Genomic DNA, 25,422 nt, shown 5'->3' with positions numbered 1-25,422 from the left:
GCTACTTCCTTTTCGAACCGCTCGTGGGGGCACCGCTCGGCTTCGAGCTGGCGGATCCGGACTTCGATCGCAGTTTCAGCCGCCGGGCGAGGGCCGACTTCACCCGGGAGGGCAAGGACTGCTTCGGCGGGTACAGGGGAGCCGTGGCGATCACCACGCGGCCCTTGGGGTTCACCGTGGCCGACGCGCGGTACGGGTCCTCGTAGGCGCCCCAGCGGCGCGCCAGCGGCATGGGCTTGCCCTTGCCGCGCACGGGGATCTCGTACGTCGAACCGGCGACGTCCAGGTACACCCGGGCGCCCAGCTTGACCGTGCGGCGCTCCAGGGGGACGCGGGCGTGCAGCACGGTGGCGGCACCGTCCTCGGCGGGCTCCGTGGTGAACTCGCCCACCGGCTGCGGGAGTTCGTGACCGGCCGGCAGCTTCCTGGCTCCGGGCTTGTCCGCCGATTTGGGCATGGCGCCCTGGGCGAGCCGCAGGACGGCTCCGTCGACGTCGCCGAGGACCGGCAGCCGGAGGGAGGCCGTGTAGGTGATCCGGTCGCCGTCCTGCTCCCAGTCGGAGGCGAGCAGTTCGGTGCCCTTGGCGAGCCGGCCGGGAACCGCCTCCCCGACGAGTTCGAAGCAGCGGTCGGACAGGCCGATGCGGGGGTCGCGGAAGCCCGGGTAGCGGGCGTACGCGCGCTCGCCCTCGACGACGAACGGCGGCGCCCCGTGCTCCTTCTCCGAGGTGATCGCCTCGCACAGCTCGTCGACCGCGCCAACCTGGGCCAGGCAGATGCGCACCCGGCGCTTGACGTCCATGGCGTCGCGGATGCCGTCGGTGAAGTAGGCGTCGGCGAGCCGCGCGATGCCCGCGCAGATCTCACTCCGGCGTTCGCTGTCCAGGGCGGGGAAGTCGTCCTGGACGAGCTTGGCCAGTTCCCAGGTGAAGTGCCGGCGCAGTAGGGCGTCGCGCTCCGGGCCCGCCTCGACGAGACCGGCCGTGAAGTCCATGATCTCCGCCGTGCACCGCAGCCGCGCCAGGTGGTCGGCGCGGTAGGTGATATTGCTGGCGTCGCCCCGCTTCACCGCGTAGTAGCAGGTGTAGTCGGCGACCACCGAGATCTTCTTGGCGCGCACGCACGCCTCGATGGTGAACGGCTGGTCGCTGCCCACGGGCAGGTGCTCGGGGAAGCGCAGCTTGTGCGCCTCGACCAGTTCCCGCCGGAACAGCTTGGTGTTGGCGAGGGTCCACGGCAGGGCGGAGTCGGTGAGGCTGATGTCCGGGTTGCTCTCCTTGTAGAGAGCCTGGTGGACGTACCGGCCGTTCGTGCCGACCATCTTGCCGACGACGACGTCCGAGCCGTGCTCGTCGGCGCAGGCCACCATCCGCTCCAGCGCTTCCTCGCCGAGGTAGTCGTCGGAGCCGATGAAGTAGACGTAGCGGCCCGTGGCGATGTCCAGCGCCCGGTTGCTGGGCGCGGCCGGGCCGCCGGAGTTCGCCTGGTGCAGCACCTTGACGGTGTCCGGGTACCGCTCCGCGAAGCGGTCGAGTTCGGCGCCGCTGTCGTCGGTGGAGCCGTCGTCGACCGCGACGATCTCCAGCTTGTCGCGGCCGATGCTCTGCCCGATCAGGGAGTTCAGACACTCCGTCAGGTAGGGCATGGTGTTGTATACCGCGACGACGACGCTGACGTCGGGTGTGCCGGTCATATCCGCGCCTCCACCGGTCTGCGCTCGGCCGTCGGCCGGGCCCCGCTGCCGGGCAGCAGTCCGCTGTAGACCTCGTCCAGTACGTCGGCCTGCGCTTCCCAGGTCCACTGGTCGAGGAGCCCGGGCTTGTCGTAGACGCTCCGGTAGCGCTCGGCGTCGCCCAGAACGGACTTCACCGCACGCACGTAGTCCGCCACGTCCTCGGCCCGGAACACCTCGCCCTGGCCGGTCTGCTCGACCATCGCGCCCATCGTCTTCACGTCACTGACCACCAGCGGCAGCCGGGCGTGGGAGTACTCGAAGAACTTGGTGATGAGCGCGATCTCGTGGTTCGGCCAGTGGTGGATGGGGATGACCCCGAGGTCCGCCGCCGACAGAAAACGCACCACCTGGTAGTGCGGCACGTACGGCAGGATGTGCAGCCGGTCGCCCACCCCCAGCTCCTCCGCGCGCGCCCGCAGGGTCCGCATGTACTCGGACTCGGTGTTGAGCACGACGAACGCGGTGTGCACGTCCGGCAGCTGCGGCAGCGACTCGACCATGATGTCGAGGCCGCGCTGCGGAGCGGCGGCACCGCTGTAGACGGTGAGCGGCACGTCGTGTCCGATGCCGCACAGCTCCCGCAGGTCCGGGACGGGCTCGGCGGCCTGTTCCGGCGAGACCTCGGCGTCGGGGGCGTTGAGGACGACGGTGGGACGGGTCTTGAGCCCGTGCCGCTCCTGAAGCATCCCGGCGAGGGTGTCCGAGACCGTCGTCACGGCGTCGGCGTGCCGCGAGTACTCCAGCTCGTGGGCGCACTGGGCGACGTGCCAGCGCGGATGCGGGCTCCACGGCTTGATGCCCGGCAGGAACTCGTGGGCGTCCCAGACCAGTTTGACCTTCCGGCCCTTGGCGCGGGCGCGCAGCGTGGCGCGGGCTCCGACGCCCAGCATGCGGAAGTCGTTGGCGTGGATGAGGTCGGGCTTGAGTTCGTCGATGACCTTGCCGTACGCCAGCTCGTAGTCCCAGAGGTGGGGATCGAGCTTGCGCCACGCGCGCTTCCCCATGGTCTTCCGCCAGAAGGCGGTGGTGAACCTGTCCAGCGCGGAGTCCATGTCCTTGCGCCGCTTCTCCAGCGCCAAGGTGCTGCGGTGCCGCAGCTTCACCCAGGAGTACATGAAGCGAGCCAGGAACCGGGGCGCCAGCAGCCTCAGCCGGCCGAGGGCCGAACCCTCCTGCTTGGCGAGGATCTGCCGGATGTTCAGGTCGGCGCGCCAGGCCTTGATCTTCTGACGCCGGTACGCGGCCAGCGGGCCGGGCCGGTACGCCAGCGGGGAACGCAGCACGGCACGCCGGTACTCGTGGCGTCGGCGGGCCATCGGGCCGGGCACCGAGAGGAGACGGACCTGGGCGTCACCGATTTCCCAGGTCTGCTCCTTCTTTCCCTTGGCCTTGCCGAGCAGGACGACGTCCCAGCCGGCCTCGGCGGCCGAGCGGGCCTCCTTCTGCACACGCGAGTCGCCGTTGACCGCGTTGTCGACGAGCATCACGATCCGGCCGCGCACGGGCCGGTCCGTCGACATGTAGTCCTCAGCCGCCATGGATGGCCAGATCCTCCGAAAGAAGCGAAATGCTGCGGTTGTCCAACGCCGACTCGAGCACCGCCGCCGCCACCTCCACCGTCCGCATGCCCTGCCGCAGGGTGCAGATGTCGGCGGGCTTGCCAAGGACGGCGTCGCGGAACAACTCGTGCTCGACGAGGAGCGGTTCGCGCTTCTGGATGGCGTAACGGATCATGTCACCTTCGGAGACACCCCGGAAGGCCTGGAGGGCCTCCCACTCCGTCGCCACCGCGGAGTTGGAGTGGAACGTCAGGTCGGCGGTGAGGGTGTCGGCGATGAAACAGCCGCGCTCGCCGGTGACCGAGGTGAAGCGCTCCTTCAGCGGGCTCAGCCAGTTGACCAGGTGGTTGACCATCGTGCCGTCGTCGAGGCGGCCGACCGCGGAGACCATGTCCTCGTGCTCGCGGCCGCTCTTGGAGACGGTGTGCGCGGCAATGGAGACGTACTCGCGCCCGGTCACCCAGCCGGTGAGGTCGATGTCGTGGGTGGCGAGGTCCTTGACGACACCGACGTCGGCTATTCGGTGCGGGAAGGGGCCCTGGCGGCGGGTCACGACCTGGTAGACGTCGCCGAGTTCGCCGGCCTCCAGCCGGGCGCGCAGCGAGCGCAGCGCCGGGTTGCACCGCTCGATGTGGCCGACGCCGGCCACCAGGCCGCGCGACTCGAACGCGTCGACGAGACGGCGCGCACCCTCGACGGTGTCGGCGACCGGCTTCTCGACCAGCGCGCAGACACCGGCCTCGGCGAGCTGCATGCCGACCTGCTCGTGCAGGCCCGTGGGGCAGGCCACGACGGCGTAGTCGACGCCCAGGCCGATGAGTTCGTCGACGGTGTCGAGGACCGGCGCGCCCTGGGCGGCGCCGAACTTGTCGCCCATCGGGTCGACGACGCCGACGAAGTCGACACCTTCCAGGCCGGACAGGACGCGGGCGTGGTGACGCCCCATGGAACCGAGGCCGACGAGTCCGGCCCGCAGCGCTCTGCCGGTGCTCACAGCTGGTCCCCCAGCGCGTTCACGGCGGACACGATGCGCTCCAGGTCTCCCGCGGACAGGCCGGGGTGGACGGGCAGCGACACGACCTCGGCGGCCGCCCGCTCCGTCTCGGGCAGGTCCCAGGTGCGGCCGGCCTTCTGGTCCGGCTCCCAGTACGGCTTCAGATGGTGGATCGGGGTCGGGTAGTACACGGCGTTGCCGATGCCGGCCTCGGTCAGGCTCGCCATGGCGGCGTCACGGTCGCCCTGGACGCGCACGGTGTACTGGTGGAAGACGTGGCGGGCACCCTCGGCGACGGACGGCGTGACCACGCCCGGCGTGCTGATGTGCTCCGTCAGGTACGCGGCGTTGGCGATGCGCTGCTCGGTCCAGCCGTCGAGCTTGGCGAGCTGCACCCGGCCGATGGCCGCGGAGACGTCCGTCATACGGACGTTGGCACCGACGATCTCGTTGGCGTACCGCTGCTCCATGCCCTGGTTGCGCAGCAGGCGCAGGGTGCGGGCGATCTCCGCGTCGGCGGTGGTGACCATGCCGCCTTCGAGGCTGTGCATGTTCTTGGTCGGGTAGAAGCTGAACGTTCCGGCGCTGCCGAAGGCACCGACCGGCGTTCCGTGTAGCGCGGCCGCGTGCGCCTGGCAGGCGTCCTCGACGACGGCCAGTCCGTGCCGCCCGGCGATCGCCATGATCTTGTCCATGGCGGCGGGGTGGCCGTAGAGGTGGACCGGCATGATCGCGGCGGTGCGCGGCGTGATGGCCGCCTCGACCGCCGCCGGGTCCAGACAGAAGCTGTCGGGCTCGATGTCGGCGAAGATCACGTCGGCACCGACGAGCCGCACCGCGTTGGCGGAGGCGGCGAAGGAGAACGACGGCACGATGACCTCGTCGCCCGGACCGATGCCGAGCGCGAGGAGCGTCAGATGCAGCGCGGAGGTACCGGAGTTGACCGCGACGCAGTGCCGGCGGCTCACCACTTCCGAGAACTCCGCCTCGAAGGCGGCCACTTCGGGGCCCTGTACGACCCGGCCACTGCGCAGCACGCGCACCGCGGCCTCGATCTCCTCGTCGCCGATCACAGGTCTGGCGGCCGGTATCAACTCATGGGTGTCGGTCATCGACATCCCCCTCCTCATCAGCGACCTCTAGGGCGCACCACGTTGTGCACGGGTCAGGAAGGGACGGTGTCGAGCGTGGCACGTCCGCATCCCTGGAAGCCCGCCAGTACCTTGCAACGGCGAACGGTTCCCGCGAGGTCCTCCCCCTGGGGTTCCCCCGCGTGGTCTACGGCCCGCGTATGTCACCGGCTGCCGAGTCCACGGTCACGTTACCAGCAGAGATGCAAAGCTTTTCCTCAGCGTTACGACAGTGAAACCGCGGGTTCGGGTGCTGTACGTCACAAGCTTCACAGCCAGTGACCGCACCGGCAACGAGCTGCGACAGACGACAGAAGCGCGGGACACCGGCGAACCGGTGTCCCGCGCTTCTGGATGCGATTCGGAGGTCAGTCCTCCGTCGTCGCCGAGACGGACGGCGACGTCTGCTGGGCAGCCGCCGCGGTCTTCTTGGCGGCGGTCTTCTTCGCCGTCGCCTTTGCGGCCGTGGCCTTCTTCGCCGTCGCCTTCTTGGCGACCGTCTTCTTGGCCGCGGTCTTCTTGGTGGCGGCCTTCTTCGCCGTCGCCTTCTTGGCGGTCTTGCGGGCGGCCGCCTTCTTGGCCGGAGCCGCTTCCTCGACCTCGGCCTCGACCTCGGACTCGGCCTCGGTGGCAGCCGGGGCTTCGGCGGCGGGTGCCTCCTCCGCCGGGCTCTCCGCCGGGCCGGACGGGACGACCGTCACGGCCGCCTCCTCGGACGCCGTCGGAGCAGTGGCCTTGCGCACCGCCCGGCGCCGCGGGCGGACCGGAGCGGCGCTCTCGGCGGGCGCCTCGACCGGAGCCTCGGGCTCCGCCGCAACCGCCTCGGCCTGCGGTTCGGCCACCGGCGCGGCCTCGGTGACCGTCACCACCGCGGCTTCCGCCCCGGCGGGCGAACCGGCCGGCGCGGACACCTTGCGGGTCGCACGACGGCGCGTACGGCCCTTCGGCGCGGCCTCCTCGACGACCGGAGCCTCCACTACCGCAGCCTCGACGACCAGGTCCTCGACCGCGACCGGCTCGGCCTGCGCGAGGGCAGCCGGCTCCGGCACCACCGGAAGCTCGGCCTCAACCTCGGGCTGCTCGACCTTCGGCTCCGCAGCCTTCGGCTCCTCGCTCTGCGCACCCCTGCCCCGCGGCGCGCCGGCCGGGGACGAAGCCCGCCGGCTCGTCCGACGCCGGGAACGCCCACGCGTGGCCGCTGCCTCCGCCTCGGCGACGCTGCTGTACAGCTCCTCGTCCGGCGCGAAAGCGTCCATGAGCGGCTCCGCCGCGGGCAGCGCGATCGGCTCGACGACCTCGGCGAACGCCTCGGTCTCGGCCTCGATCTCCGCCTCCTGCTCGGCAGTCTCGACGGCGACCGCCGCCTCGTGCTCGGGCACCTGTCCGTCACCGCCGCGCCCGCGCTTCTTGCGCTTGCCGCCACCACCGACGGCCGTCGGCTGTTCCATGTGGACGATGACACCGCGCCCGTTGCAGTGGACGCAGGTCTCGGAGAACGACTCCAGCAGGCCCTGGCCGACCCGCTTACGGGTCATCTGCACGAGCCCCAGCGAGGTCACCTCGGCCACCTGGTGCTTCGTACGGTCCCGGCCCAGGCACTCCAGCAGCCGGCGCAGCACCAGATCGCGGTTGGACTCCAGGACCATGTCGATGAAGTCGATCACGATGATGCCGCCGAGGTCGCGCAGCCGCAGCTGGCGCACGATCTCCTCGGCCGCCTCCAGGTTGTTCCTGGTGACGGTCTCCTCGAGGTTGCCGCCCTGACCGGTGAACTTGCCGGTGTTGACGTCGACGACGACCATCGCCTCGGTCCGGTCGATCACCAGCGAACCGCCGCTGGGCAGCCAGACCTTGCGGTCGAGCGCCTTGGCGAGCTGCTCGTCGATCCGGTACGTGGCGAAGACGTCGACCTCGGAGGTCCACTTCGACAGGCGCTCGGCCAGGTCGGGCGCGACGTTCGCGACGTAGCCGTGGATGGTCTCCCAGGCGTCCTCGCCGCTGACGACGACCTTGGAGAAGTCCTCGTTGAAGATGTCGCGCACGACGCGGACGGTCATGTCCGGCTCGCCGTACAGCAGCGTCGGGGCGTTGCCGCCGTTCTTCGCCTTCTTCTGGATGTCCTCCCACTGCCCCTGCAGCCGCTCGACGTCCCGGCGCAGCTCGTCCTCGCTCGCGCCCTCGGCGGCGGTGCGCACGATGACGCCCGCGTCCTCGGGGACGATCTTCTTGAGGATGGTCTTCAGCCGGGCCCGCTCGGTGTCGGGCAGCTTGCGGCTGATGCCGGTCATCGAGCCCTCGGGGACGTACACGAGGTAGCGGCCCGGGAGGGAGACCTGGCTGGTGAGGCGGGCGCCCTTGTGGCCGATCGGGTCCTTCGTCACCTGGACGAGGACCGACTGGCCGGACTTGAGCGCGCTCTCGATGCGCCGCGGCCCGTTGGCCATGCCCAGCGCCTCGAAGTTGACCTCACCGGCGTACAGGACGGCGTTGCGTCCCTTGCCGATGTCGATGAAGGCGGCCTCCATCGACGGCAGCACGTTCTGGACCTTGCCCAGGTAGACGTTGCCGACGTACGAAGTCGCCTGCTCCTTGTTGACGTAGTGCTCGACGAGCACGCCGTCCTCCAGGACGCCGATCTGCGTACGTTCGCCGAACTGCCGGACGACCATCACGCGCTCGACGGCCTCACGGCGGGCCAGGAACTCGGCCTCGGTGATGATCGGAACGCGTCGACGGCCCTGCTCCCGGCCTTCGCGGCGGCGCTGCTTCTTGGCCTCCAGGCGGGTCGAGCCCTTGATGGACTGCACCTCGTCGGACGGCTCGGCGGGCTTGCGGGGCTCGCGGACCTTGACGACGGTGCGCTCGGGGTCGGTCTCGGCGGGCTCGGCGTCGGTGCCGGAGTCACCGGCGCGACGACGGCGACGACGGCGACGACGGCTGGTGGAGCTGGAGCCGCCGGCCTCGTCGTCGTGGGCGTCCTCGGCCTCCTCGGCGTCCTCCTCGGCCTGCTCGGCGGCGTCCTCGGCGTCCTGCTCGGCCTGCTCGGCGGCGAGCTCGTCGGAGTCGGCGTCCCCGGACTCGCCACGGCGACGGCGTCGGCCACCACGCCGACGGCGCCGGCGCGAGCCGGTCTCCTCGGCCTCGTCACCCTCGACACCGTCCTCGGCGGACTCGTCGGTCTCTTCGGTCTCGTCCTGGGCAGCGGTGTCGGTGACCTGGACGGCCTCGGCCTCCTCGGCGGGGCCGGCACCCCGGCGCCGACGACGGCGCCGCGACCCGGCCTGCTCCTCCGCGGACACGGCGGCCTCAACGGTCTCCGCAACCTGCGCGACCTCAGCGGCCTCCGTCGTCTCGTCGGTCTCCTCGACCACCGCGGCTTCCTGAGCTGCCTCGGCGGCGGCCTGGGCGGCGGCCCGCTCCGGCGTCTGGAACCTCGGCTCGGTGAAGACGGGCGCCTGGAACACGGCGACCGCGGGCCGCGCGGGCCGACGCGAGGCACCGGCCTCGTCAGCCTTCGGCTTCGCGGGCTCGGAGAACCCGATCGCCGCCTGCCGCACGGTCCGGCGGCGCGAACGACGCGGGGCACTGTCCTCGTCGGCCTGGGCCTGCGCGACGGGGGCCTGCGCGGCGGGGGCCTGCTCGGCGGAAGTCTGCGCGGCGGGGGTCTCGGCGGCAGACGCCTCCGCCCCGGCGACAGCGGCCTCGGACGCCTCGGCGGCCCCGGCCGGAGCGGTCACGCGGCGCGTGACCCGCCGACGGCCACGACGCGGAGCGGCCTCCTCGGCTTCAGCGGCGGCCGCCTCCGGCTCGGCACTCGCCTGAGCCTCGACGACCTGGGCGGTCTCAGCAGCCTCGGCTGCCTCGGAGACCTCAGCGGCGGCCGGCGCCTCGGTGGGCGCGGACACCCGACGGGTCGCACGACGACGCGTACGACCGGCGGGCGCGGCCTCGGCGGCGGCAGCCACAGGCGCCTCTGCGGCCCCTTCGGTCTCTTCAGTCGTGGGGGAAGCGGCGGGCGCCGCCACACTGCGCGTGGCCCGACGGCGAGTGCGACGCGGAGCGGCCTCCTCTGCAGACACACCGGACTCACCGGAAGCGGCGGAAGCGGCGATCTCGGCCGGCGGCTCCGCCGCGGTCGCGGCGGGCACCACTGTCTCGGCGGCCTCTGCGGCGGCCGGTGCTCCGGCGGGCGCGGACACACGTCGCGTCGCACGACGACGCGGACGACCGGCGGGCGCGGCCTCGGCAGCGGCGGGCGCGGGCGCCTCGGTGTCGGTCTCGGCCTCTGCCGTCACGGCGACCACCTCGGCGCTCTCGTCCTTCTGGTACTCGTCGCCCTCTTCGGCCTCGAGATCGGCGGCCTCGGCAGCCGGTATGGCCGGCGCGGTGACCTCGGCCGGGGTCTCGGCGGCGACCGGCGGACCGGCCGGGCGGGATGCGGCACGGCGCCGACGGCGCGGCGGCAGGGTGTCGCTTGGGGTGTTCGATGCGGAGTCCTGAACGGACTCTGTCGGTTCGGTCGGCTCGAGCATGCGGGCGTTTCTCCCGTCAGGCTCCCGGGCGCCGCGCCTGGTCCGGCGTCGATCATGTCGATCGCCGTTGACGTCCGCGGCTCGCGCAGTGCGCAATGGCCGCCGTCCGGGGCGCGGGCGCCGCACGGGAGCTCTCTGTGTCCTGTCTCGCCGGTTCCGTACACCGAATGCGTACGGCCTGGCGAAAGTCTTGTGGTCGGTGCGCTGCCCGACCCAGGTGGCTCCCGAGTACGAGGGCGGCGCTACGACATCCGTCCCTTCGCGGGACCTTCCCTACGCCGGCGCCTTCGCGGCGGCAGTGGCGCCGGCCGTGGGGGGCTCGGTCGCTGCTGCCTCGCGGTCGGGCGCGAGCGGGTCGGTCACCGTGCCGGTCTCTTCATCGAGCAGCCCCTGCGCCAGCCTGGTCACCGCTGCGGGGACCGGCGGCGCCAGGTCGGCCACGGCGCGGAGACCGGACAGGACGTCGTCGGGTCGTACGGCAGGCGTCACGTGCCGAACAACCAGGCGCAGTATCGCACAGGGCTGGTCGATAGGCCTATCAGCCTGTGCATCGTGGGGTTCCGTACTCTCGAGTTTCGCGACCGCCGGGCGGGCGTCGAAGGTGCGCATGCCGTTCTTGGTCAGGCGCTGGACCTCGACGGTCCCGGCGACGTTGAAGGCCTCGACCGCACGTCGGGCGTCCGCCGGGTCGACACCGTCCAGCCGCAGCTCCCACACGGAAGCCGTCAGCCGGTCGGCAAGTCCCGACGTGCGCACCTCGACCGCGTCGACGATGTCGAGCCCGTCGGGCAGCGACTCGTCGAGGAGGACGCGCAGCGTCTCCGGGTCGCGGGTCGCGGCGAGCGCGATCTCCAGGTACTCCGCCTCACTGCCCGTGCCGGTGGGTGCGGCATTGGCGTACGACACCTTCGGATGCGGCGTGAAACCTGCCGAGTACGCCATCGGCACCTCGGCACGGCGCAACGCACGCTCGAAGGCGCGCTGGAAGTCACGGTGGCTGGTGAACCGGAGGCGGCCGCGCTTGGTGTAGCGCAGTCGGATGCGCTGCACCGCAGGTGCGGGCGGCGGGCCTTCGGGCTGTCGCTTGCCCAGTGTCGTTCAGTCCTTCGTGAGAGCTGTTGTACTGCTACCAAGAGTACGTGTCTCGCGAGCCGTAGGTTCCCGTCGGTCCACCGCTTCCGGCTGCCGGGGCTCGCCGAAGAGCATGCGCCGGATGTCGGCACGGGTCTGCCGCACGGAGTCGCGGGCGGCGGCGAGCGCCTGCCGGGTGGCCCGGCCGACAGCGCGCGCGACCTCGGCGGCGGGCCGCAGCAGGATGTCACGGACTACGTGCCCCACAGGGGTCAGCACCGTCCGGTACACCCACCGCACCGGCTCCACGAAGATCCACCGGAAGAGGGTCCCGAGGAACCGTCCGACGGCGAGGGAGACGCGTCCGGCGACCCGCCAGGCGTGCCCGAGGGCGTCCCCGACCTCGCGTGCGACGACGGCGAGGACCCGTCCGACCGGCACGAGCACCCAGCGCCACAGGGCGAGGGCGGGCAGCACAACCAGGACGCGGGTGATCCAGTACAGGACCAGGCCGATCCCGGTGACGATCGCGCCCGCCAGCCAGGCGATCGCCCGCCCCACGGGGGCGAGGACCCACGCGTACACCCACACGGCGGGTACGACGACCAGGTACCGCACCAGCCACGCCACGACCATGTACAGCCCGGCCCCGAGGCCGGCGAGCACGAACCCGATTCCCCGGAGGAGCCACATCACCCCGTGCCCGATCGGCGTGAGCACGCGCGCGTACACCCAGGCGAACCCGGCGCCGATCCCCCGGGCCAGCCACGCGAGGCCGTGCCCGACCGGCGTCAGCACGTACCGGTAGAACCACACGGACGGCACGACGAGGAGCACCTTGCCCACCCAGGCGAGCGCGACAGCAAGGGGAACGACGACGTACCGCCACAGCCCCACCCACGGCCACACGAACAGCGCCCGGCCCACCCACGCCAGCGCCCGCCCGAGCGGGCGCAGCACGGTGCGGTTCAGGAACCGCCCGCCCACGACGAGCGCGTCCCACACCATCCGTACCGGCACGACCAGCACGAGCACGACGATCCGCACCGGGATGCGGATCGCGACGGCGAGGCACCCCTCGGGATTCTGCTGCCGCGGAGGCGGCTTCTCGAGGTCCATGTCCACCTAGACGCCGCAGCCGCCCGTCCGGATCCAGTACCGCAGTTTCCCGCCCCGTTCGTCCTCGAATTCCCCGCCGTTGGCCTCGACGACGTTACCGGTACGGCCGCAACAGCCGTCATGCGGCGGTCAGGGGTAGTGCGCGGCAGAGCGGCCGACGTGGGCGTGGAGCAGGCGCGGGGACGGTTCGAAGCCGCGGCGGGCGTAGGCGGGGATCGCGCGGGGCGAGGAGTGGACGGTGACGCGTTCGAGGCCGAGGTCGCGGGCCCGGAGCAGAACGGCGTCGACGAGCCGGCCGCCCAGTCCGCCGTCCCGGGCTCCGGGGATCACGTACACGCACTGGAGGTCGCCCGACGCCCGGTCCAGGGCGCGCGGGCTCGGCACCCGCTGGAGGACCGCCAGCCAGGCCATGCCGATGATCCCGCCCGCGCGCACGAGGACCATGCAACGGTGCGAGCCCGCGTTCTCCGCCGCCCACGCGAGGAAGCGCCGTACGAACTCCTCGCGTGTGGTGACCGGTGTGTCGCCGTTCTCCAGGACCCACTGCCAGCGCAGGCCGGCGACGGCCTCCAGGTCGTCCGGGCCGGCCGGACGGATGGTGATGTCATCCATCCGTACATGGTGCGGGAGGGTTCACTTCCGGCGGGCGGTCTTTCCGGCTCGCGCGGCCTTCGGTCTGCGCACGACGGCGGTCGGGGCGGGTACGGCGACGACGCGTCCGGCGGAGAACCCCCGGTTGATCTCGGTCTGACGGCGGATGGCGTCGGGCAGGTCCGGCATCGCGAGGAGCCTGTCGCACGCCTGGACGGAGGCGGCGTACTCGCCCACCCAGTAGGCCGTGATGGAGAACTCGAAGAGCAGGCCCCACCGGTACACCCAGGACTTCGTGAAGAGCAGGTCGTCCGGTTCCGGTCGGCCGACGACCTCGCCGAGGAGGGCGTGGGCGGTGCGGTAGCGGCCCTGGATGCGCAGCCGCGAGGCCAACTCGTAGCAGGCTTCGAGGCGTTGGGGGCGCGTCTCCCAGGCGCGAGAGAACGTGTCCATCGCCCCCGGCCAGTCGCCGGTCCGCTCCGCCCGCAGGAAGCCGGCCTCCAGGAGCGCGCAGTAGACCTCCTCGGCCCAGCCCCCCATGCCCGCCCGCCGCTCGTACAGGGCGATCGCCTCTTCCGCGTGCCCCAGGTCCCGTTCGGTGTTGGCCAGGTAGAAGACGGTGCGCGGGTTGGCGGGGTCGCGTTCGAGCTCGGCGCGCAGCAGGCGGGCGTCGCGCTCGAACTTGTCGCTGCGGCAGCCGCCGTCGGCATGGTCCTCGATCACCAGCGCGTCGAGGTTCTCCTGCACGTCGGGTTCGTCGGTGCACGGGTACTCGTGGGTGACCCCTTCGTAACGCCAGGCCCAGTCACCTCGCATGAGGTGCTTGAAGCGGTGCTGGGTCCCCGGGGTGTCGTAGCGCAGCATGTACGAGCCCGCGGTCAGCCGGGGCAGCGGGGCGTCCTGGCGCATCACGTGGTCGGCGTCGAGGGTGAGGATGTAGTCGGCCTTGCCGCGGGCGTGCTGGATGTTCGTGGTCCGGTTGTGCCCGAAGTCGACCCACGGCTCTTCGCGGAGCTCGCCGGGAATGCCGTCCAGCACCTTGCGGATCAGGTCCTGCGTGCCGTCCGTCGAGCCGGTGTCGGAGATGACCCAGGTGTCGATGAGGTGGCGCACGGAGCCCAGGCACCGCTCGATCACCTGCGCCTCGTTCTTGACGATCATGCAAAGGCAGAGGGTCTGCTGCTTCACGGCCTCACCTGTCCGGTCTCCGTCCGTCTCCGTCCGTCTCGTGGGCGTCAACGTGACACACGTCCTCTCCCCGGCCGTCGATCCACGCGGAAGCCGGGCCGCAACGCTCCCCGATCAGCCGCGCACAAGGTCAGTTGGGTGACCGCAGGCAAAGAATGACCCATCTGAACACACCGATTAGTCCTATAAGTCGATAAATGAGCCCATTTCGACCAGTTGCGCGCGCCGGGCCGTCGCGATCCCGCCAAGCTCGCACTCGGGTTCGGCGGATGACTCGAACCGGTTGAGGCAAGGAGCGCACAGATGAGTCCTGAGCACAGGACGGTTTCGCTTCTCGGGCCAGTGGCCCGGGCGCGATTCAAAAAGGCGGGCATGTTCGCCTCGCTCGCACTGGTCATGGCGGCCGGCACGGTCAGCCCGGCAGCCGCGACGGCGCGCGGCATGGCCGACCACGCCACGGCGACGGTCGGCTACGGCGGCGACAAGTGCCGGGCGGGTACCCAGAAGTCCCTGGCGAGCGAGGCCGACAGCAAGGGCGGATGCAAGGGCCCGACGGGCCCCACTGGCCCGAGGGGCCCGAAGGGGTCGAAGGGTGACAAGGGGCCCAAGGGAGCCAAGGGTGACAAGGGCCCGAAGGGCGACAAGGGGCACAAGGGCGACAAGGGCCCCAAGGGTGACAGGGGACCCACCGGCCCGACCGGCCCCCGGGGCCCCCAGGGCCCCACGGGCCCCACCGGCGCGACGGGCAACCAAGGTATCCAGGGCGTAACCGGCCCCACGGGCTCGACCGGCTCGACCGGCTCGACCGGCCCCACCGGCCCGACCGGAGCGTGCGCCGAGATCGACGGCTTCCAGGACCAGCAGGTCTACGAGGTTCGTGCCGCGGTGAGCGGCACCATCACCTACGCGGGCATCCGGGACGTCCGCCCCAACTTCGACCACACCTTGAGGTGGACCGACCTCAGCAACAGGACCGGCTATCCGAACGGCGGCCAGGCGGGCTTCGCCTGCGCAGCCTCCATCAATGAACACAGCCAGGGAATGCAGGATCTGGCGGGCGTCAAGATCGACATCATGACCACCACAGGTCAGGTCTTCGAGATCATCTGCACCGAGAGCCACACGAGCGGCACCCCGGCCATCCTGACCTGCCCCAACCCCTCCCTCCCGACCTTGGCCTGGCAGCCACTGAACTCTCCGGAGCCGGGCAACAACAACAACCGCCACGGCAACCGCTGACCGATAACGCGAAGAGGTGCCCGACGGGTCGACAGACCCCTCGGGCACCCCTTGCGTCACTCAGTCACTCAGTGGCTGTGACCGCTCCCCGCCGGCTGCTTCACCGTCAAGGGCAGCAGCTTCTTGCCCGTCGGGCCGATCTGAATGGTCGTGTCCATGGCCGGGCACACCCCGCAGTCGAAGCACGGCGTCCAGCGGCAGTCCTCGACCTCCGTCTCGTCGAGGGCGTCCTGCCAGTCCTCCCAGAGCCAGTCCTTGTCGAGACCGGAGTCCAGGTGGTCCCAGGGCAGGACCTCCTCGTACGTCTTCTCACGCGTCGTGTACCAGTCGACGTCGACGCCGAAGGCGGGCAGCGTCTTCTCCGCGCAGCTCATCCAGCGGTCGTAGGAGAAGTGCTCGCGCCAGCCGTCGAAGCGGCCGCCGTCCTCGTAGACCGCGCGGATCACGGCGCCGATGCGGCGGTCACCGCGGGAGAGCAGGCCCTCGACGATGCCGGGCTTGCCGTCGTGGTAGCGGAAGCCGATCGAGCGGCCGTACTTCTTGTCGCCGCGGATCTTGTCGCGGAGCTTCTCCAGACGGGCGTCCGTCTCCTCGGCGGAGAGCTGCGGGGCCCACTGGAAGGGGGTGTGGGGCTTCGGGACGAAACCGCCGATCGAGACGGTGCAGCGGATGTCGTTCTGGCCGGAGACCTTGCGGCCCTCGGCGATCACGTTCATCGCCATGTCGGCGATCTGGAGGACGTCCTCGTCGGTCTCCGTCGGCAGGCCGCACATGAAGTACAGCTTCACCTGACGCCAGCCGTTGCCGTACGCGGTGGAGACCGTACGGATCAGGTCCTCCTCCGAGACCATCTTGTTGATGACCTTGCGCATGCGCTCGCTGCCGCCCTCCGGCGCGAACGTCAGGCCGGAGCGGCGGCCGTTACGGGTCAGCTCGTTCGCCAGGTCGACGTTGAAGGCGTCCACGCGGGTCGACGGGAGGGACAGGCCGATCTTGTCCTCCTCGTAGCGGTCCGCCAGGCCCTTGGCGATGTCGCCGATCTCCGAGTGGTCCGCGGAGGACAGGGAGAGCAGGCCGACCTCCTCGAAGCCCGTCGCCTTGAGGCCCTTCTCGACCATCTCGCCGATGCCGGTGATGGAGCGCTCGCGCACCGGGCGGGTGATCATGCCCGCCTGGCAGAAGCGGCAGCCGCGGGTACAGCCGCGGAAGATCTCCACCGACATGCGCTCGTGCACGGTCTCGGCGAGCGGGACCAGCGGCTGCTTGGGGTACGGCCACTCGTCCAGGTCCATCACCGTGTGCTTCGAGACGCGCCACGGGACGCCCGACTTGTTGGGCACCACGCGGGCGATGCGGCCGTCCGCGAGGTACTCGACGTCGTAGAAGGCCGGGATGTACACCGATCCCGTCTTCGCCAGGCGGAAGAGGACCTCCTCGCGGCCGCCGGGGCGGCCCTCCGCCTTCCACTCGCGGATGATCTTCGTCATGTCGAGCACGGCCTGCTCGCCGTCGCCGATGATCGCCGCGTCGATGAAGTCGGCGATCGGCTCCGGGTTGAACGCGGCGTGCCCGCCGGCCAGCACGATCGGGTCGTCGAGCCCCCGGTCCCTCGACTCCAGGGGGATCCCGGCGAGGTCCAGTGCCGTGAGCATGTTCGTGTAGCCCAGCTCGGTGGAGAAGGACAGGCCGAACACGTCGAAGGCCTTCACCGGGCGGTGGCTGTCCACGGTGAACTGCGGGACACCGTGCTCGCGCATCAGCGCCTCGAGGTCCGGCCACACGCTGTACGTGCGCTCGGCGAGGACACCCTCCTGCTCGTTGAGGACCTCGTAAAGGATCATGACGCCCTGGTTGGGCAGTCCGACCTCGTACGCGTCCGGGTACATGAGCGCCCAGTGGACGTCGCAGGACTCCCACGGCTTGACCGTGGAGTTGAGCTCTCCGCCGACGTACTGGATCGGCTTCTGCACATGCGGGAGCAGAGCTTCGAGCTGCGGGAACACAGACTCGGCAGCCTCGGCGGCTTCGGCAGGCATTTCGCAAACCTTCGTAGGCAGACAGGGGTGACCATCAAGCCTAACGCGACCGGAGAGCTCCCCCGCACGCTCAGACGAGCGCCCCGGCCCTGATCTCCTTCCAGACCCCGGGCAGCTCCGCCTCCGCCGACGCCGCCCGCTGCTCCTCCCGTCCGTACAGCACGCCGTACGTGAACGAGCTCTCCCCCGCCGCGTGCGCCACCGCGGACAGCTCACGCAGGGTCCCGCGGGCCATGACGCTGTCCTGGTGGTCGCCGAGCAGGGTCTGCAGCGACTTCATGGACTTGACCAGGGCGGTTGCCGGATCGCCGAGGGCCGGTGCGGCCGCCTCCGCCGCGTACCGGGTCCGCTTGGCCTTCTTGCGGGCCTCGTGCAGGGCCAGATCGCGGTCGTGGCCGGGCGCCAGCTCCAGCGCCTGTTCGACCAGCACGGAGACCTTGCCGAAGTCCTTCCGTACGGCCTTGGCGAGCACCTTGCCGGGCTTGCCTGCGGCCGCCTTCCGCAGCGGCGGGGCGGCGAGCAGCGCGTCCAGGGTGTCGAGCAGCGTCAGATACCGCTTGGAGTCCAGGACGCCGGTCAGCCGGCTGCGCGATCCGCCGCGCCGGGCGCCCGCCCAGGTGTCCAGCCGGGTGTGGACCGGGCCGGAGACCAGCGTGCGGGGCAGGTCGTCGAGGGCGGCCGTCAGGCGTTCGGTGAGCACCTCCCGGTCGCGGTCCACGCCCAGCTCACCGGCGAGCCACTTCAGTTCCGCGCCGATCGGGTCGGTGACGCCTCGGTCGAGGACCTTGCCGTAGGAGCGGAACGCGCTGCGCATCCGGCGGGTGGCGACGCGCATGCTGTGCACGGAGTCGGGCGCGTCCTGGCGCACGGCCGGGTCGAGCTCGACGACGGCGTCGCGCTGGGCCCTGACGTACGCCAGGACGTGGTCACCGGAGGTCACGGGCTCGCCGGGCGACTCCTCGCCCTTGCGCTGCTTCTTCCCGTTCTTCCCGTTCTTGCCGCGAGGAGTCGTCTCGGCCAGTGCCCGGGCCAGCTTCGACGCCGACTTCGACGGTCGTACGCCCGCCTTGCGCAACCGTTTCTCCACCGTGTCGAGGAAGGTCGGGTCACCGCCGTCGGCGAGTTCCACCTCGATCTCGGTCCACTGGGCGCTGCCGCTGCCCCCTGAGAGCCGCTCGGCGCGTACGGCGTCCACGCTTGCCTCGGCGAGCAGCCGGCCTTCCGCGTCGACGAGGTCGCGCACATCACGCTCGGAGCGCAGCCGGACCACGGGCAGCAGTTCGGCGTCGCGGACGCGGGAGCGGACGAGGGAGGCGAGGGTGGGCGGGACGGTGTCGGACAGCGGGGCGTGGATCTCATCCCGGACGCCGGGGGCGACGGGGAGCTTCAGATGCCAGCCGGCGTCGGAGCCGCCGGTGCGGCGACGCAGGGTGAGCGAGGCCGCGGCGAGGCGCAGATCGGCCGTGTCGTAGTAGGTCGCGTCCAGGTGTGCGACGCCCTTGTCGAGGACGGCCGCGACCCCGGCGACGCCGGTCAGGTCGGGCAGGCCACTGTCGTCGGACTCGTACTTTCGCTCGATCTCACGCTTCGTGTCCGCCATGACCTGAATCTAGTGCCAGTCGGGGCCGGGCGGCAGAGGGCACCTAAGGTAAATCGCAGGGAAAATCCAGCTGATCAGGAGGTGACGAACGCCCGGATCGGGGGCCGCCGGGGCGGGGGACCTCCGCATGGTGGAACCGGTCCTCACCGCGCCACCACGCCCCGCCCACCGGCAGCACGCGCCCCGGCCCCACCGCCGGAGGCCTACGCCGACATGGGCCGCTGCACCCGGATCGACTGCAACAGCCCTATGGCCACCCAGACCGCGAACATCGACGAGCCGCCGTACGACACGAACGGCAGTGGCAGACCGGTGACCGGCATGATGCCGAGGGTCATGCCGACGTTCTCGAAGGCCTGGAAGGCGAGCCAGGCCACGATCCCGGCGGCGACGACGGTGCCGTACAGCTCGGTCGTCTCACGGGCGATGCGGCAGGCCCGCCACAGCACGACGCCGAGCAGCAGGATGATCAGGCCGGCGCCGACGAAGCCCAGCTCCTCACCCGCGACCGTGAAGACGAAGTCCGTCTGCTGCTCGGGCACGAACTGGCCGGTGGTCTGCGAGCCGTGGAAGAGGCCCGCGCCGGTCAGGCCGCCGGAGCCGATCGCGATGCGCGCCTGGTTGGTGTTGTAGCCGACGCCCGCGGGGTCGAGTTCGGGGTTGGCGAAGGCCGCGAAGCGGTTGATCTGGTACTCGTCCAGGATGTGCAGCTGCCAGACGGCGATCGCGCCGAGCGTGCCCGCACCGATCAGGCCGAAGACCCAGCGGTTGGAGGCGCCGGAGGCGAGCAGCACGCCCAGCACGATGATGACCATGACCATGACCGAACCGAGGTCGGGCATGAGCAGCACGACCATCATCGGGACGGCGGCCAGGCCCAGGGCCTGCAGGACCGTGCGGTGGTCGGGGTACTGCCGGTCGCCCGCGTCGACCCGGGCCGCCAGCAGCATCGCCATGCCCAGGATGATCGTGATCTTCACGAACTCCGAGGGCTGGAGCGAGAATCCGCCGCCGAGCACGATCCACGAGTGGGCGCCGTTGACGGTCGAGCCGAGCGGGGTGAGCACCGCGAGGATGCCGAGCACCGAGAGGCCGTAGAGGATCGGTACGGCGTTGCGCAGCTGGCGGTGGCCGAGCCAGACCGTGCCGATCATCAGGGCGAACCCGATGCCGGTGTTCATCAGGTGCCGGAGCAGGAAGTAGTACGGGTCGCCCTGGTTGATCTCGGTGCGGTTGCGGGTCGCGGAGAAGACGAGCAGCGAGCCGATCCCGGACAGGGCCAGTCCCGCCAGCAGGATCGGCCAGTCGAGCCGGCGGGCCAGCGAGTCACGGGCGAAGACCCGGGTCCAGCCGGCCCGCCTGGGCCCGTAGCCGGAGACGGAGAAGCTGTTCGCGCCGGTCATGTGAGCATCCTCCGGCTTCCCCTCTTGCGAGGTCGCCTGCGGGTGTCGCGGTTGCCCGTGCCGGGCGAGGCCGTGGTCGCCGCGGGCTGCGACTCGTCCGGGGCGGTCGTACCCTCCGGAGTGGCGTGCAGGTCCTTGGCCGGGTCGCCGGAGACCTTGGGGTTGGCGATCGTGCCGTCCGTGCGGACCTTCGGCAGGTTCTTCTCCGGGGTGGAGAGCAGCGCCTTCTTCTTGTCGATCGAGCCGTCCGCCTGGACGCCGTACATGGCGCTGTAGATGTTGCGCACGGCCTCACCGGAGGCGCCCGAGCCCGTACCGGCCTGGGAGATCGTCATGATGATCGTGTAGTCCTTGGTGTACGTCGCCAGCCAGGACGTGGTCTGCTTGCCGTAGACCTCTGCGGTACCGGTCTTGGCGTGCAGCGCGATCTGGTCCTGCGGCCAGCCGCCGAACTTCCAGGCGGCGGTACCGCGGGTGACGACGCCCGCGAAGGCCTCGTTCATGCCCTTGAGGGTCGCCTTGCTCACCGGCAGCTTGCCGCTCGACTTCGGCTTGATCTCCTGGACGGTCTTGCCGTCGGCGCTGACGATCGCCTTGCCGATGGTCGGGGTGTACATCGTGCCGCCGTTGGACACGGCCGAGTAGATGACGGCCTCCTGGATCGGGGTGACGAGGGTGTCGCCCTGACCGATGGAGTAGTTGATCTCGTCACCCTCGCGCATCTTGTTGCCCTCGAGGCAGTTCTCGTACTCGATCTTCTCCACGTACGAGCCGTCCTTCTTGCCGGCCTTGCACCAGGCGTCCTTGTTGGCCTTCCAGTAGTTCTCCTTCCACTGGCGGTCCGGGACGCGGCCGGTGACCTCGTTGGGCAGGTCGATGCCCGTCTCCTTGCCGAGGCCGAACTGGTGGGCGGTCTTGAAGAACCAGTCCTTGGGCTCGCCCTTCTTCGGGTTGATGCCGCCGTCCTTCTTCCACTCCCGGTCCGCGAGGCCGTAGAAGACGGTGTCGCAGGAGACCTCCAGGGCGCGGCCGAGGGAGATGGGGCCGAAGCTCTCCCCCTCGAAGTTCTTGAAGACCTGGCTGCCGACCGAGTAGGAGCTGGTGCAGGGGTAGCCGCCGTCCCACTCGTAGCCGGCCTGGACGGCGGCGGCCGTGGAGACCACCTTGAAGGTGGAGCCCGGCGCGGACTGACCCTGTATGGCCCTGTTGAGCAGCGGGTAGTCGGAGTTCTTGCCGGTGAGCTGCTTGTAGTCCTTGGCGGAGATGCCGCCGACCCAGACGTTCGGGTCGTACGTCGGGGCGGACGCCATGGCCACGATCCGGCCCGTCTTGGCCTCCATCACCACGACCGCGCCGGAGTCGGCCTTGTAGTTCTCGCCGGTGATCTTGTCGTACTGCTGGCGGGCCTTCTTCATCGCGTCGTTCAACTCGTACTCGGCGACCCGCTGGACGCGGGAGTCGATGCTGGTGACGAGGTTGGAGCCGGACTCGGCGGGGTCGGCCTCGGCCTGGCCGATGACGCGGCCGAGGTTGTCGACCTCGTAGCGGGTGACGCCGGCCTTGCCGCGCAGCTCCTTGTCGTACTCGCGCTCCAGGCCGCTGCGGCCGACCTGGTCGGAGCGCAGGTAGGGCGAGTCGCTGTTCTGGGCCTGGGTGATCTCGTCGTCGGTGACGGGCGAGAGGTAGCCGAGGACCTGGGCGGTGTTGGACTTGCCGGGGGCGGGGTAGCGGCGCACGGCCTCCGGCTCGGCGGTGATGCCGGGGAAGTCCTCGGCGCGCTCGCGGATCTGGAGGGCCTGCTTGGCGGTGGCCTCGTCGGTGATGGGGATCGGCTGGTAGGGCGAGCCGTTCCAGCACGGCTGGGGTGTCTGTGCGTCGCACAGCCGGACCTTCTGCAAGACCTCCGTGGGGTCCATGCCGAGGACGCCGGCGAGCTTGGTGAGGACCGCCTTGCCGTCGTCCTTCTGCTTCAGCAGGTCGGTACGGGAGGCGGAGACCACGAGCCGGGTCTCGTTGTCGGCGAGGGGCACTCCGCGCGCGTCCAGGATCGAACCGCGCACCGCGGGCTCGACGACCTGCTGGACGTGGTTGCCGGAGGCCTCCTTGGCGTACGCCGCGCCCTCACGGATCTGGAGGTACCACAGACGGCCACCGAGGGTGCCGAGCAGGGAGAGGACGAGGATCTGGATGACGACGAGGCGGATCTGGACCCGTGGGGTCCGTCCGGTCTCCGGAATGTTGGTCACAGCGGCTGCCTCCCCCTCTCAGTTCGAGTACGTGTCGTACGTGTCATATACGACGGACCTGTGAGGCCTGCGGCCAACTCCCGCCTGGTCACAGCCGCTTGACCCCCTTGATGCGGCCGGCCCGCGCGCTTCGGGCCCGGGCCGCCTTCACCCGCAGTCCGCTCCGCGGGCCGCCGACGCGCAGGCCCGTGCCGGCGGAGAGCCAGCCGGAGGAGATGTCGGTCCCCTTGGCGGCCGAGTTGGCCTCGGACAGCGGATCGTTCTCGGCGCGCCGGGCCAGCCACATGATGCCGGGGACGACGAACGGGGCGAGCAGCAGGTCGTACAGGGCGGCGGTGAACAGCAGGCTGCCGAGGCCGACATGGCGGGCGGCCGTGTCGCCGACAAGGGTGCCGACGAGGGCGTACAGCAGCGTGGAGCCGATCGCGGCGGCGACCACCACGACCATCGGGCCGGTGGCCGACTTCAGTCTGCCGCTCTCCGGTTTGGCGAGCCCGGCGAGGTAGCCGATGACGCACAGCACCAGGGCGTAGCGCCCGGCGGCGTGGTCGGCGGGCGGGGCGAGGTCGGCGAGCAGGCCGGCGCCGAAGCCGACGAGGGCGCCGCCGACATGGCCGTAGACCATGGCCAGGCCCAGGACGCCGAGCAGCAGCAGGTCGGGGACGGCGCCCGGGAGATGGAGGCGGGCGAGGACGCTCACCTGGAGCACCAGGGCGACGACGATCAGCGCCGTGGAGAGCAGGATCCGGTTGACGCGCATGGGATTCAGCTCCTACTGCTGCTGGTCTTCGCCGTCGAGGGGCGCGTTCGCGGACGGGGTGATGGTGATGGTGACCGTCGGCGTGGGGGTCGGCTTGGGCTTCTGCGGGAGCACCGTGTCGCGCGGATCCTTTGTCGGGGCCTGGACGACGACGCCGACGATGTCGAGCTTGGTGAAGCTGACGTACGGCGTGACGTAGAGGGTGCGGGTGAGGTCGCCGCCGGAGGGGTCGACGCGGGAGACCACGCCGACCGGGACGCCCGGCACGAAGGGTTTGTCGGCCTGCGAGCCGAAGGTGACCAGACGGTCGCCCTTCTTCACCTCCGCCTTGCCGTTGAGCAGTTCCACGCGCAGCGGACGGTCGCCCTGCCCGGAGGCGAAGCCGAGCTCGTCGGTGGACTCCATGCGGGTGCCGACGGTGAAGTCGGGGTCGTTGGCGAGGAGAACGGTCGCGGTGTTCGGGCCGACGGTGGTGACGCGGCCGACCAGACCGTCGCCGTTCAGGACGGTCATGTCGCGGGTGATGCCGTCGTTGGCCCCGACGTCGATGGTGACGGTCCAGGAGAAGCCCTGGGCCGCTCCTATCGCGATGACCTGGGCGCCCTTGATGCCGTATTGGCCCTGGCCCGCGATCTTCAGCATCTTGTCGAGCTGTTTGAGGCGGCTGGCGTTGCGGTCGTCGCTGCCGAGCTTTGCCTTGAGAGCCGCGTTCTCCTTCTCCAGAACGGCGAGCCGGTCGTGGCGCTCGTCCGAGTCGCGCACCGCGGAGACCGCGTTACCGACCGGGGCGACCGCCGACGACACCCCGTCCTCGATCGGGCCGAAGACCGCGGCCGCGGCCTGTCGGGCACCGTCGACCGGGGAGTCCTCCCCGCCGCGGATGTCCACCGTGATCAGTGCGAACGCGATGGCGATCAGCAGCACCAGGAGCAGCCGGCTCTCTCGTGTGTCCCTCACGTGCGGCGGCCGTGCCTTCCTCATAGATGTTCGTGCAGGTGTCTACGTACGTGCAGGTGTCTATGACGTGCAGGTGTTTATGGGGGTTGGAGTTTATGGGCGTGGAGCTTATGGATTCGGAGCTTATGCCTCGATATCAACGATCCGCCGCACGATCAACGATCCGCCGCACGAGGCGAGATCGTCTCGTACGGCGGAATCGAAGAGTTACGTCATCTGCGCGGCGCGGCGTCCAGAACCTGCTGGAGCGCCTCGAACTCCTCGACGCACTTGCCGGAGCCGAGCGCCACGCTGTCCAGCGGATCCTCGGCGATGTGGATCGGCATGCCGGTCTCACGACGCAACCGCTCGTCCAGACCGCGCAGCAGGGCTCCGCCGCCGGTGAGGACGATCCCGCGGTCCATGATGTCGCCGGAGAGCTCCGGCGGGCACTTGTCGAGGGTCGTCTTGACCGCGTCGACGATCGCGTTGACCGGCTCCTCGATCGCCTTGCGGACCTCCGCCGCGGAGATGACGACGGTCTTCGGCAGCCCGGAGACGAGGTCCCGGCCGCGGATTTCGGTGTGTTCGTCAGCGTCGAGGTCGTACGCCGAACCGATCGTGATCTTGATCTGCTCGGCCGTGCGCTCACCCAGGAGGAGCGAGTACTCCTTCTTGATGTGCTGGATGATCGCGTTGTCCAGCTCGTCGCCCGCGACGCGGATGGACTGGGCGGTGACGATGCCGCCGAGCGAGATGACCGCGACCTCCGTGGTGCCGCCGCCGATGTCCACCACCATGTTGCCCGTGGCCTCGTGGACCGGCAGGCCGGAGCCGATGGCGGCCGCCATGGGCTCCTCGATGATGTGCACCTGACGGGCGCCGGCCTGGGTCGACGCCTCGATGACGGCGCGGCGCTCGACGCCCGTGATGCCCGACGGCACACAGACGACGACCCGCGGACGAGCCAGATACCGCCGCTTGTGAATCTTCAGAATGAAGTAGCGGAGCATCCGCTCGGTGATCTCGAAGTCGGCGATCACGCCGTCCTTCAAAGGACGGACGGCAACGATGTTGCCGGGCGTGCGCCCGATCATCTTCTTCGCTTCGGCGCCGACCGCGAGGATGCCACCGGTGTTGGTGTTGATCGCGACGACGGACGGCTCGTTGAGTACGATCCCGCGACCCCTGACGTACACCAGCGTGTTGGCGGTCCCGAGGTCGACAGCCATGTCACGGCCGATGAACGACATTGAGTTCCCCATCAGGATTCGACTGGCCTT

At 70.5% G+C, this 25,422-nt stretch carries 17 protein-coding genes; 1 reads left to right on the top strand and 16 read right to left on the bottom strand.

The features are described 5' to 3' along the window. Position 1: 1 nt before the first annotated feature. From ABT114_RS09185 to ABT114_RS09145, 9 genes are all read right to left on the bottom strand, one after another. Positions 2 to 1,693, bottom strand: a complete 1,692-nt coding sequence (locus ABT114_RS09185; protein WP_351140238.1) for a glycosyltransferase family 2 protein — start codon at positions 1,691 to 1,693, stop codon at positions 2 to 4. After that, a complete protein-coding gene (locus ABT114_RS09180; RefSeq protein WP_351140236.1) occupies positions 1,690 to 3,273 on the bottom strand; it encodes a glycosyltransferase family 4 protein in 1,584 nt (527 codons plus the stop codon). Before ABT114_RS09180 ends, ABT114_RS09185 begins: the two co-directional genes overlap by 4 nt. Then, on the bottom strand, positions 3,263 to 4,288 hold the full coding sequence (locus tag ABT114_RS09175) for a Gfo/Idh/MocA family protein (RefSeq protein ID WP_351140233.1): 1,026 nt from the start codon (positions 4,286 to 4,288) through the stop codon (positions 3,263 to 3,265). Before ABT114_RS09175 ends, ABT114_RS09180 begins: the two co-directional genes overlap by 11 nt. Beyond that, positions 4,285 to 5,400, bottom strand: a complete 1,116-nt coding sequence (locus ABT114_RS09170; protein WP_351140231.1) for a DegT/DnrJ/EryC1/StrS family aminotransferase — start codon at positions 5,398 to 5,400, stop codon at positions 4,285 to 4,287. Before ABT114_RS09170 ends, ABT114_RS09175 begins: the two co-directional genes overlap by 4 nt. A gap of 386 nt (positions 5,401 to 5,786) precedes the next feature. Continuing rightward, positions 5,787 to 9,950, bottom strand: a complete 4,164-nt coding sequence (locus ABT114_RS09165) for an Rne/Rng family ribonuclease (RefSeq protein WP_351140229.1) — start codon at positions 9,948 to 9,950, stop codon at positions 5,787 to 5,789. Positions 9,951 to 10,223: 273 nt separating this feature from the next. Beyond that, a complete protein-coding gene (locus tag ABT114_RS09160; RefSeq protein WP_351140227.1) occupies positions 10,224 to 11,000 on the bottom strand; it encodes a TIGR03936 family radical SAM-associated protein in 777 nt (258 codons plus the stop codon). Positions 11,001 to 11,048: 48 nt separating this feature from the next. Further along, positions 11,049 to 12,140 carry a hypothetical protein gene (locus ABT114_RS09155; protein ID WP_351140225.1) on the bottom strand — a complete coding sequence of 364 codons (1,092 nt, stop codon included), beginning with the start codon at positions 12,138 to 12,140 and terminating at the stop codon, positions 11,049 to 11,051. A 129-nt stretch (positions 12,141 to 12,269) separates the two neighbouring features. After that, positions 12,270 to 12,752 (bottom strand): GNAT family N-acetyltransferase, encoded by a 483-nt coding sequence (locus tag ABT114_RS09150; protein WP_351140223.1) that lies wholly within the window; start codon positions 12,750 to 12,752, stop codon positions 12,270 to 12,272. A 21-nt stretch (positions 12,753 to 12,773) separates the two neighbouring features. Beyond that, positions 12,774 to 13,919 (bottom strand): glycosyltransferase, encoded by a 1,146-nt coding sequence (locus tag ABT114_RS09145; RefSeq protein ID WP_351140221.1) that lies wholly within the window; start codon positions 13,917 to 13,919, stop codon positions 12,774 to 12,776. Positions 13,920 to 14,291: 372 nt separating this feature from the next. Here ABT114_RS09145 and ABT114_RS09140 point away from each other — a divergent pair, with 372 nt between their 5' ends. Continuing rightward, a complete protein-coding gene (locus ABT114_RS09140; protein ID WP_351140219.1) occupies positions 14,292 to 15,158 on the top strand; it encodes a hypothetical protein in 867 nt (288 codons plus the stop codon). Between the two features lie 68 nt (positions 15,159 to 15,226). On the opposite strand, the gene ABT114_RS09135 is transcribed toward ABT114_RS09140, so the two are convergent. The 7 genes from ABT114_RS09135 to ABT114_RS09105 form a co-directional block, all read right to left on the bottom strand. Beyond that, on the bottom strand, positions 15,227 to 17,194 hold the full coding sequence (locus ABT114_RS09135) for a TIGR03960 family B12-binding radical SAM protein (protein ID WP_351140217.1): 1,968 nt from the start codon (positions 17,192 to 17,194) through the stop codon (positions 15,227 to 15,229). Positions 17,195 to 17,264: 70 nt separating this feature from the next. Beyond that, positions 17,265 to 18,794, bottom strand: a complete 1,530-nt coding sequence (locus ABT114_RS09130) for a CYTH and CHAD domain-containing protein (protein WP_351140215.1) — start codon at positions 18,792 to 18,794, stop codon at positions 17,265 to 17,267. 203 nt (positions 18,795 to 18,997) lie between these two features. After that, complete coding sequence (gene rodA, locus ABT114_RS09125) at positions 18,998 to 20,197, bottom strand: rod shape-determining protein RodA (RefSeq protein WP_351140213.1); 1,200 nt, start codon at positions 20,195 to 20,197, stop codon at positions 18,998 to 19,000. After that, entirely contained in the window at positions 20,194 to 22,443 is a 2,250-nt protein-coding gene (gene mrdA / locus ABT114_RS09120) for a penicillin-binding protein 2 (RefSeq protein WP_351140211.1), read from the bottom strand. Before mrdA ends, rodA begins: the two co-directional genes overlap by 4 nt. An 88-nt stretch (positions 22,444 to 22,531) precedes the next feature. Continuing rightward, positions 22,532 to 23,203 carry a rod shape-determining protein MreD gene (gene mreD, locus ABT114_RS09115; RefSeq protein ID WP_351140209.1) on the bottom strand — a complete coding sequence of 224 codons (672 nt, stop codon included), beginning with the start codon at positions 23,201 to 23,203 and terminating at the stop codon, positions 22,532 to 22,534. 12 nt (positions 23,204 to 23,215) lie between these two features. Then, a complete protein-coding gene (mreC, locus tag ABT114_RS09110; RefSeq protein WP_351140205.1) occupies positions 23,216 to 24,160 on the bottom strand; it encodes a rod shape-determining protein MreC in 945 nt (314 codons plus the stop codon). Between the two features lie 212 nt (positions 24,161 to 24,372). Next, a complete protein-coding gene (locus ABT114_RS09105) occupies positions 24,373 to 25,392 on the bottom strand; it encodes a rod shape-determining protein (protein ID WP_130436780.1) in 1,020 nt (339 codons plus the stop codon). Positions 25,393 to 25,422 lie beyond the last annotated feature (30 nt).

The organism is Streptomyces sp. NPDC002088 (assembly GCF_040296605.1).
Lineage (GTDB): Bacteria > Actinomycetota > Actinomycetes > Streptomycetales > Streptomycetaceae > Streptomyces.
The sequence above is the reverse complement of the archived record's forward strand: the minus strand, read 5'-3'. Positions and strand labels throughout refer to the sequence as shown.

What these genes read in the sequence shown, in the direction of transcription:
- ABT114_RS09185 (WP_351140238.1), bottom strand. Translation starts at nt 1,693, where the DNA reads ATGACCGGCACACCCGACGTCAGCGTCGTCGTCGCGGTATACAACACC.
- ABT114_RS09180 (WP_351140236.1), bottom strand. Translation starts at nt 3,273, where the DNA reads ATGGCGGCTGAGGACTACATGTCGACGGACCGGCCCGTGCGCGGCCGG.
- ABT114_RS09170 (WP_351140231.1), bottom strand. Translation starts at nt 5,400, where the DNA reads ATGACCGACACCCATGAGTTGATACCGGCCGCCAGACCTGTGATCGGC.
- ABT114_RS09165 (WP_351140229.1), bottom strand. Translation starts at nt 9,950, where the DNA reads ATGCTCGAGCCGACCGAACCGACAGAGTCCGTTCAGGACTCCGCATCG.
- ABT114_RS09155 (WP_351140225.1), bottom strand. Translation starts at nt 12,140, where the DNA reads ATGGACCTCGAGAAGCCGCCTCCGCGGCAGCAGAATCCCGAGGGGTGC.
- ABT114_RS09150 (WP_351140223.1), bottom strand. Translation starts at nt 12,752, where the DNA reads ATGGATGACATCACCATCCGTCCGGCCGGCCCGGACGACCTGGAGGCC.
- ABT114_RS09140 (WP_351140219.1), top strand. Translation starts at nt 14,292, where the DNA reads ATGTTCGCCTCGCTCGCACTGGTCATGGCGGCCGGCACGGTCAGCCCG.
- ABT114_RS09135 (WP_351140217.1), bottom strand. Translation starts at nt 17,194, where the DNA reads ATGCCTGCCGAAGCCGCCGAGGCTGCCGAGTCTGTGTTCCCGCAGCTC.
- ABT114_RS09130 (WP_351140215.1), bottom strand. Translation starts at nt 18,794, where the DNA reads ATGGCGGACACGAAGCGTGAGATCGAGCGAAAGTACGAGTCCGACGAC.
- rodA (WP_351140213.1), bottom strand. Translation starts at nt 20,197, where the DNA reads ATGACCGGCGCGAACAGCTTCTCCGTCTCCGGCTACGGGCCCAGGCGG.
- mreD (WP_351140209.1), bottom strand. Translation starts at nt 23,203, where the DNA reads ATGCGCGTCAACCGGATCCTGCTCTCCACGGCGCTGATCGTCGTCGCC.
- ABT114_RS09105 (WP_130436780.1), bottom strand. Translation starts at nt 25,392, where the DNA reads ATGTCGTTCATCGGCCGTGACATGGCTGTCGACCTCGGGACCGCCAAC.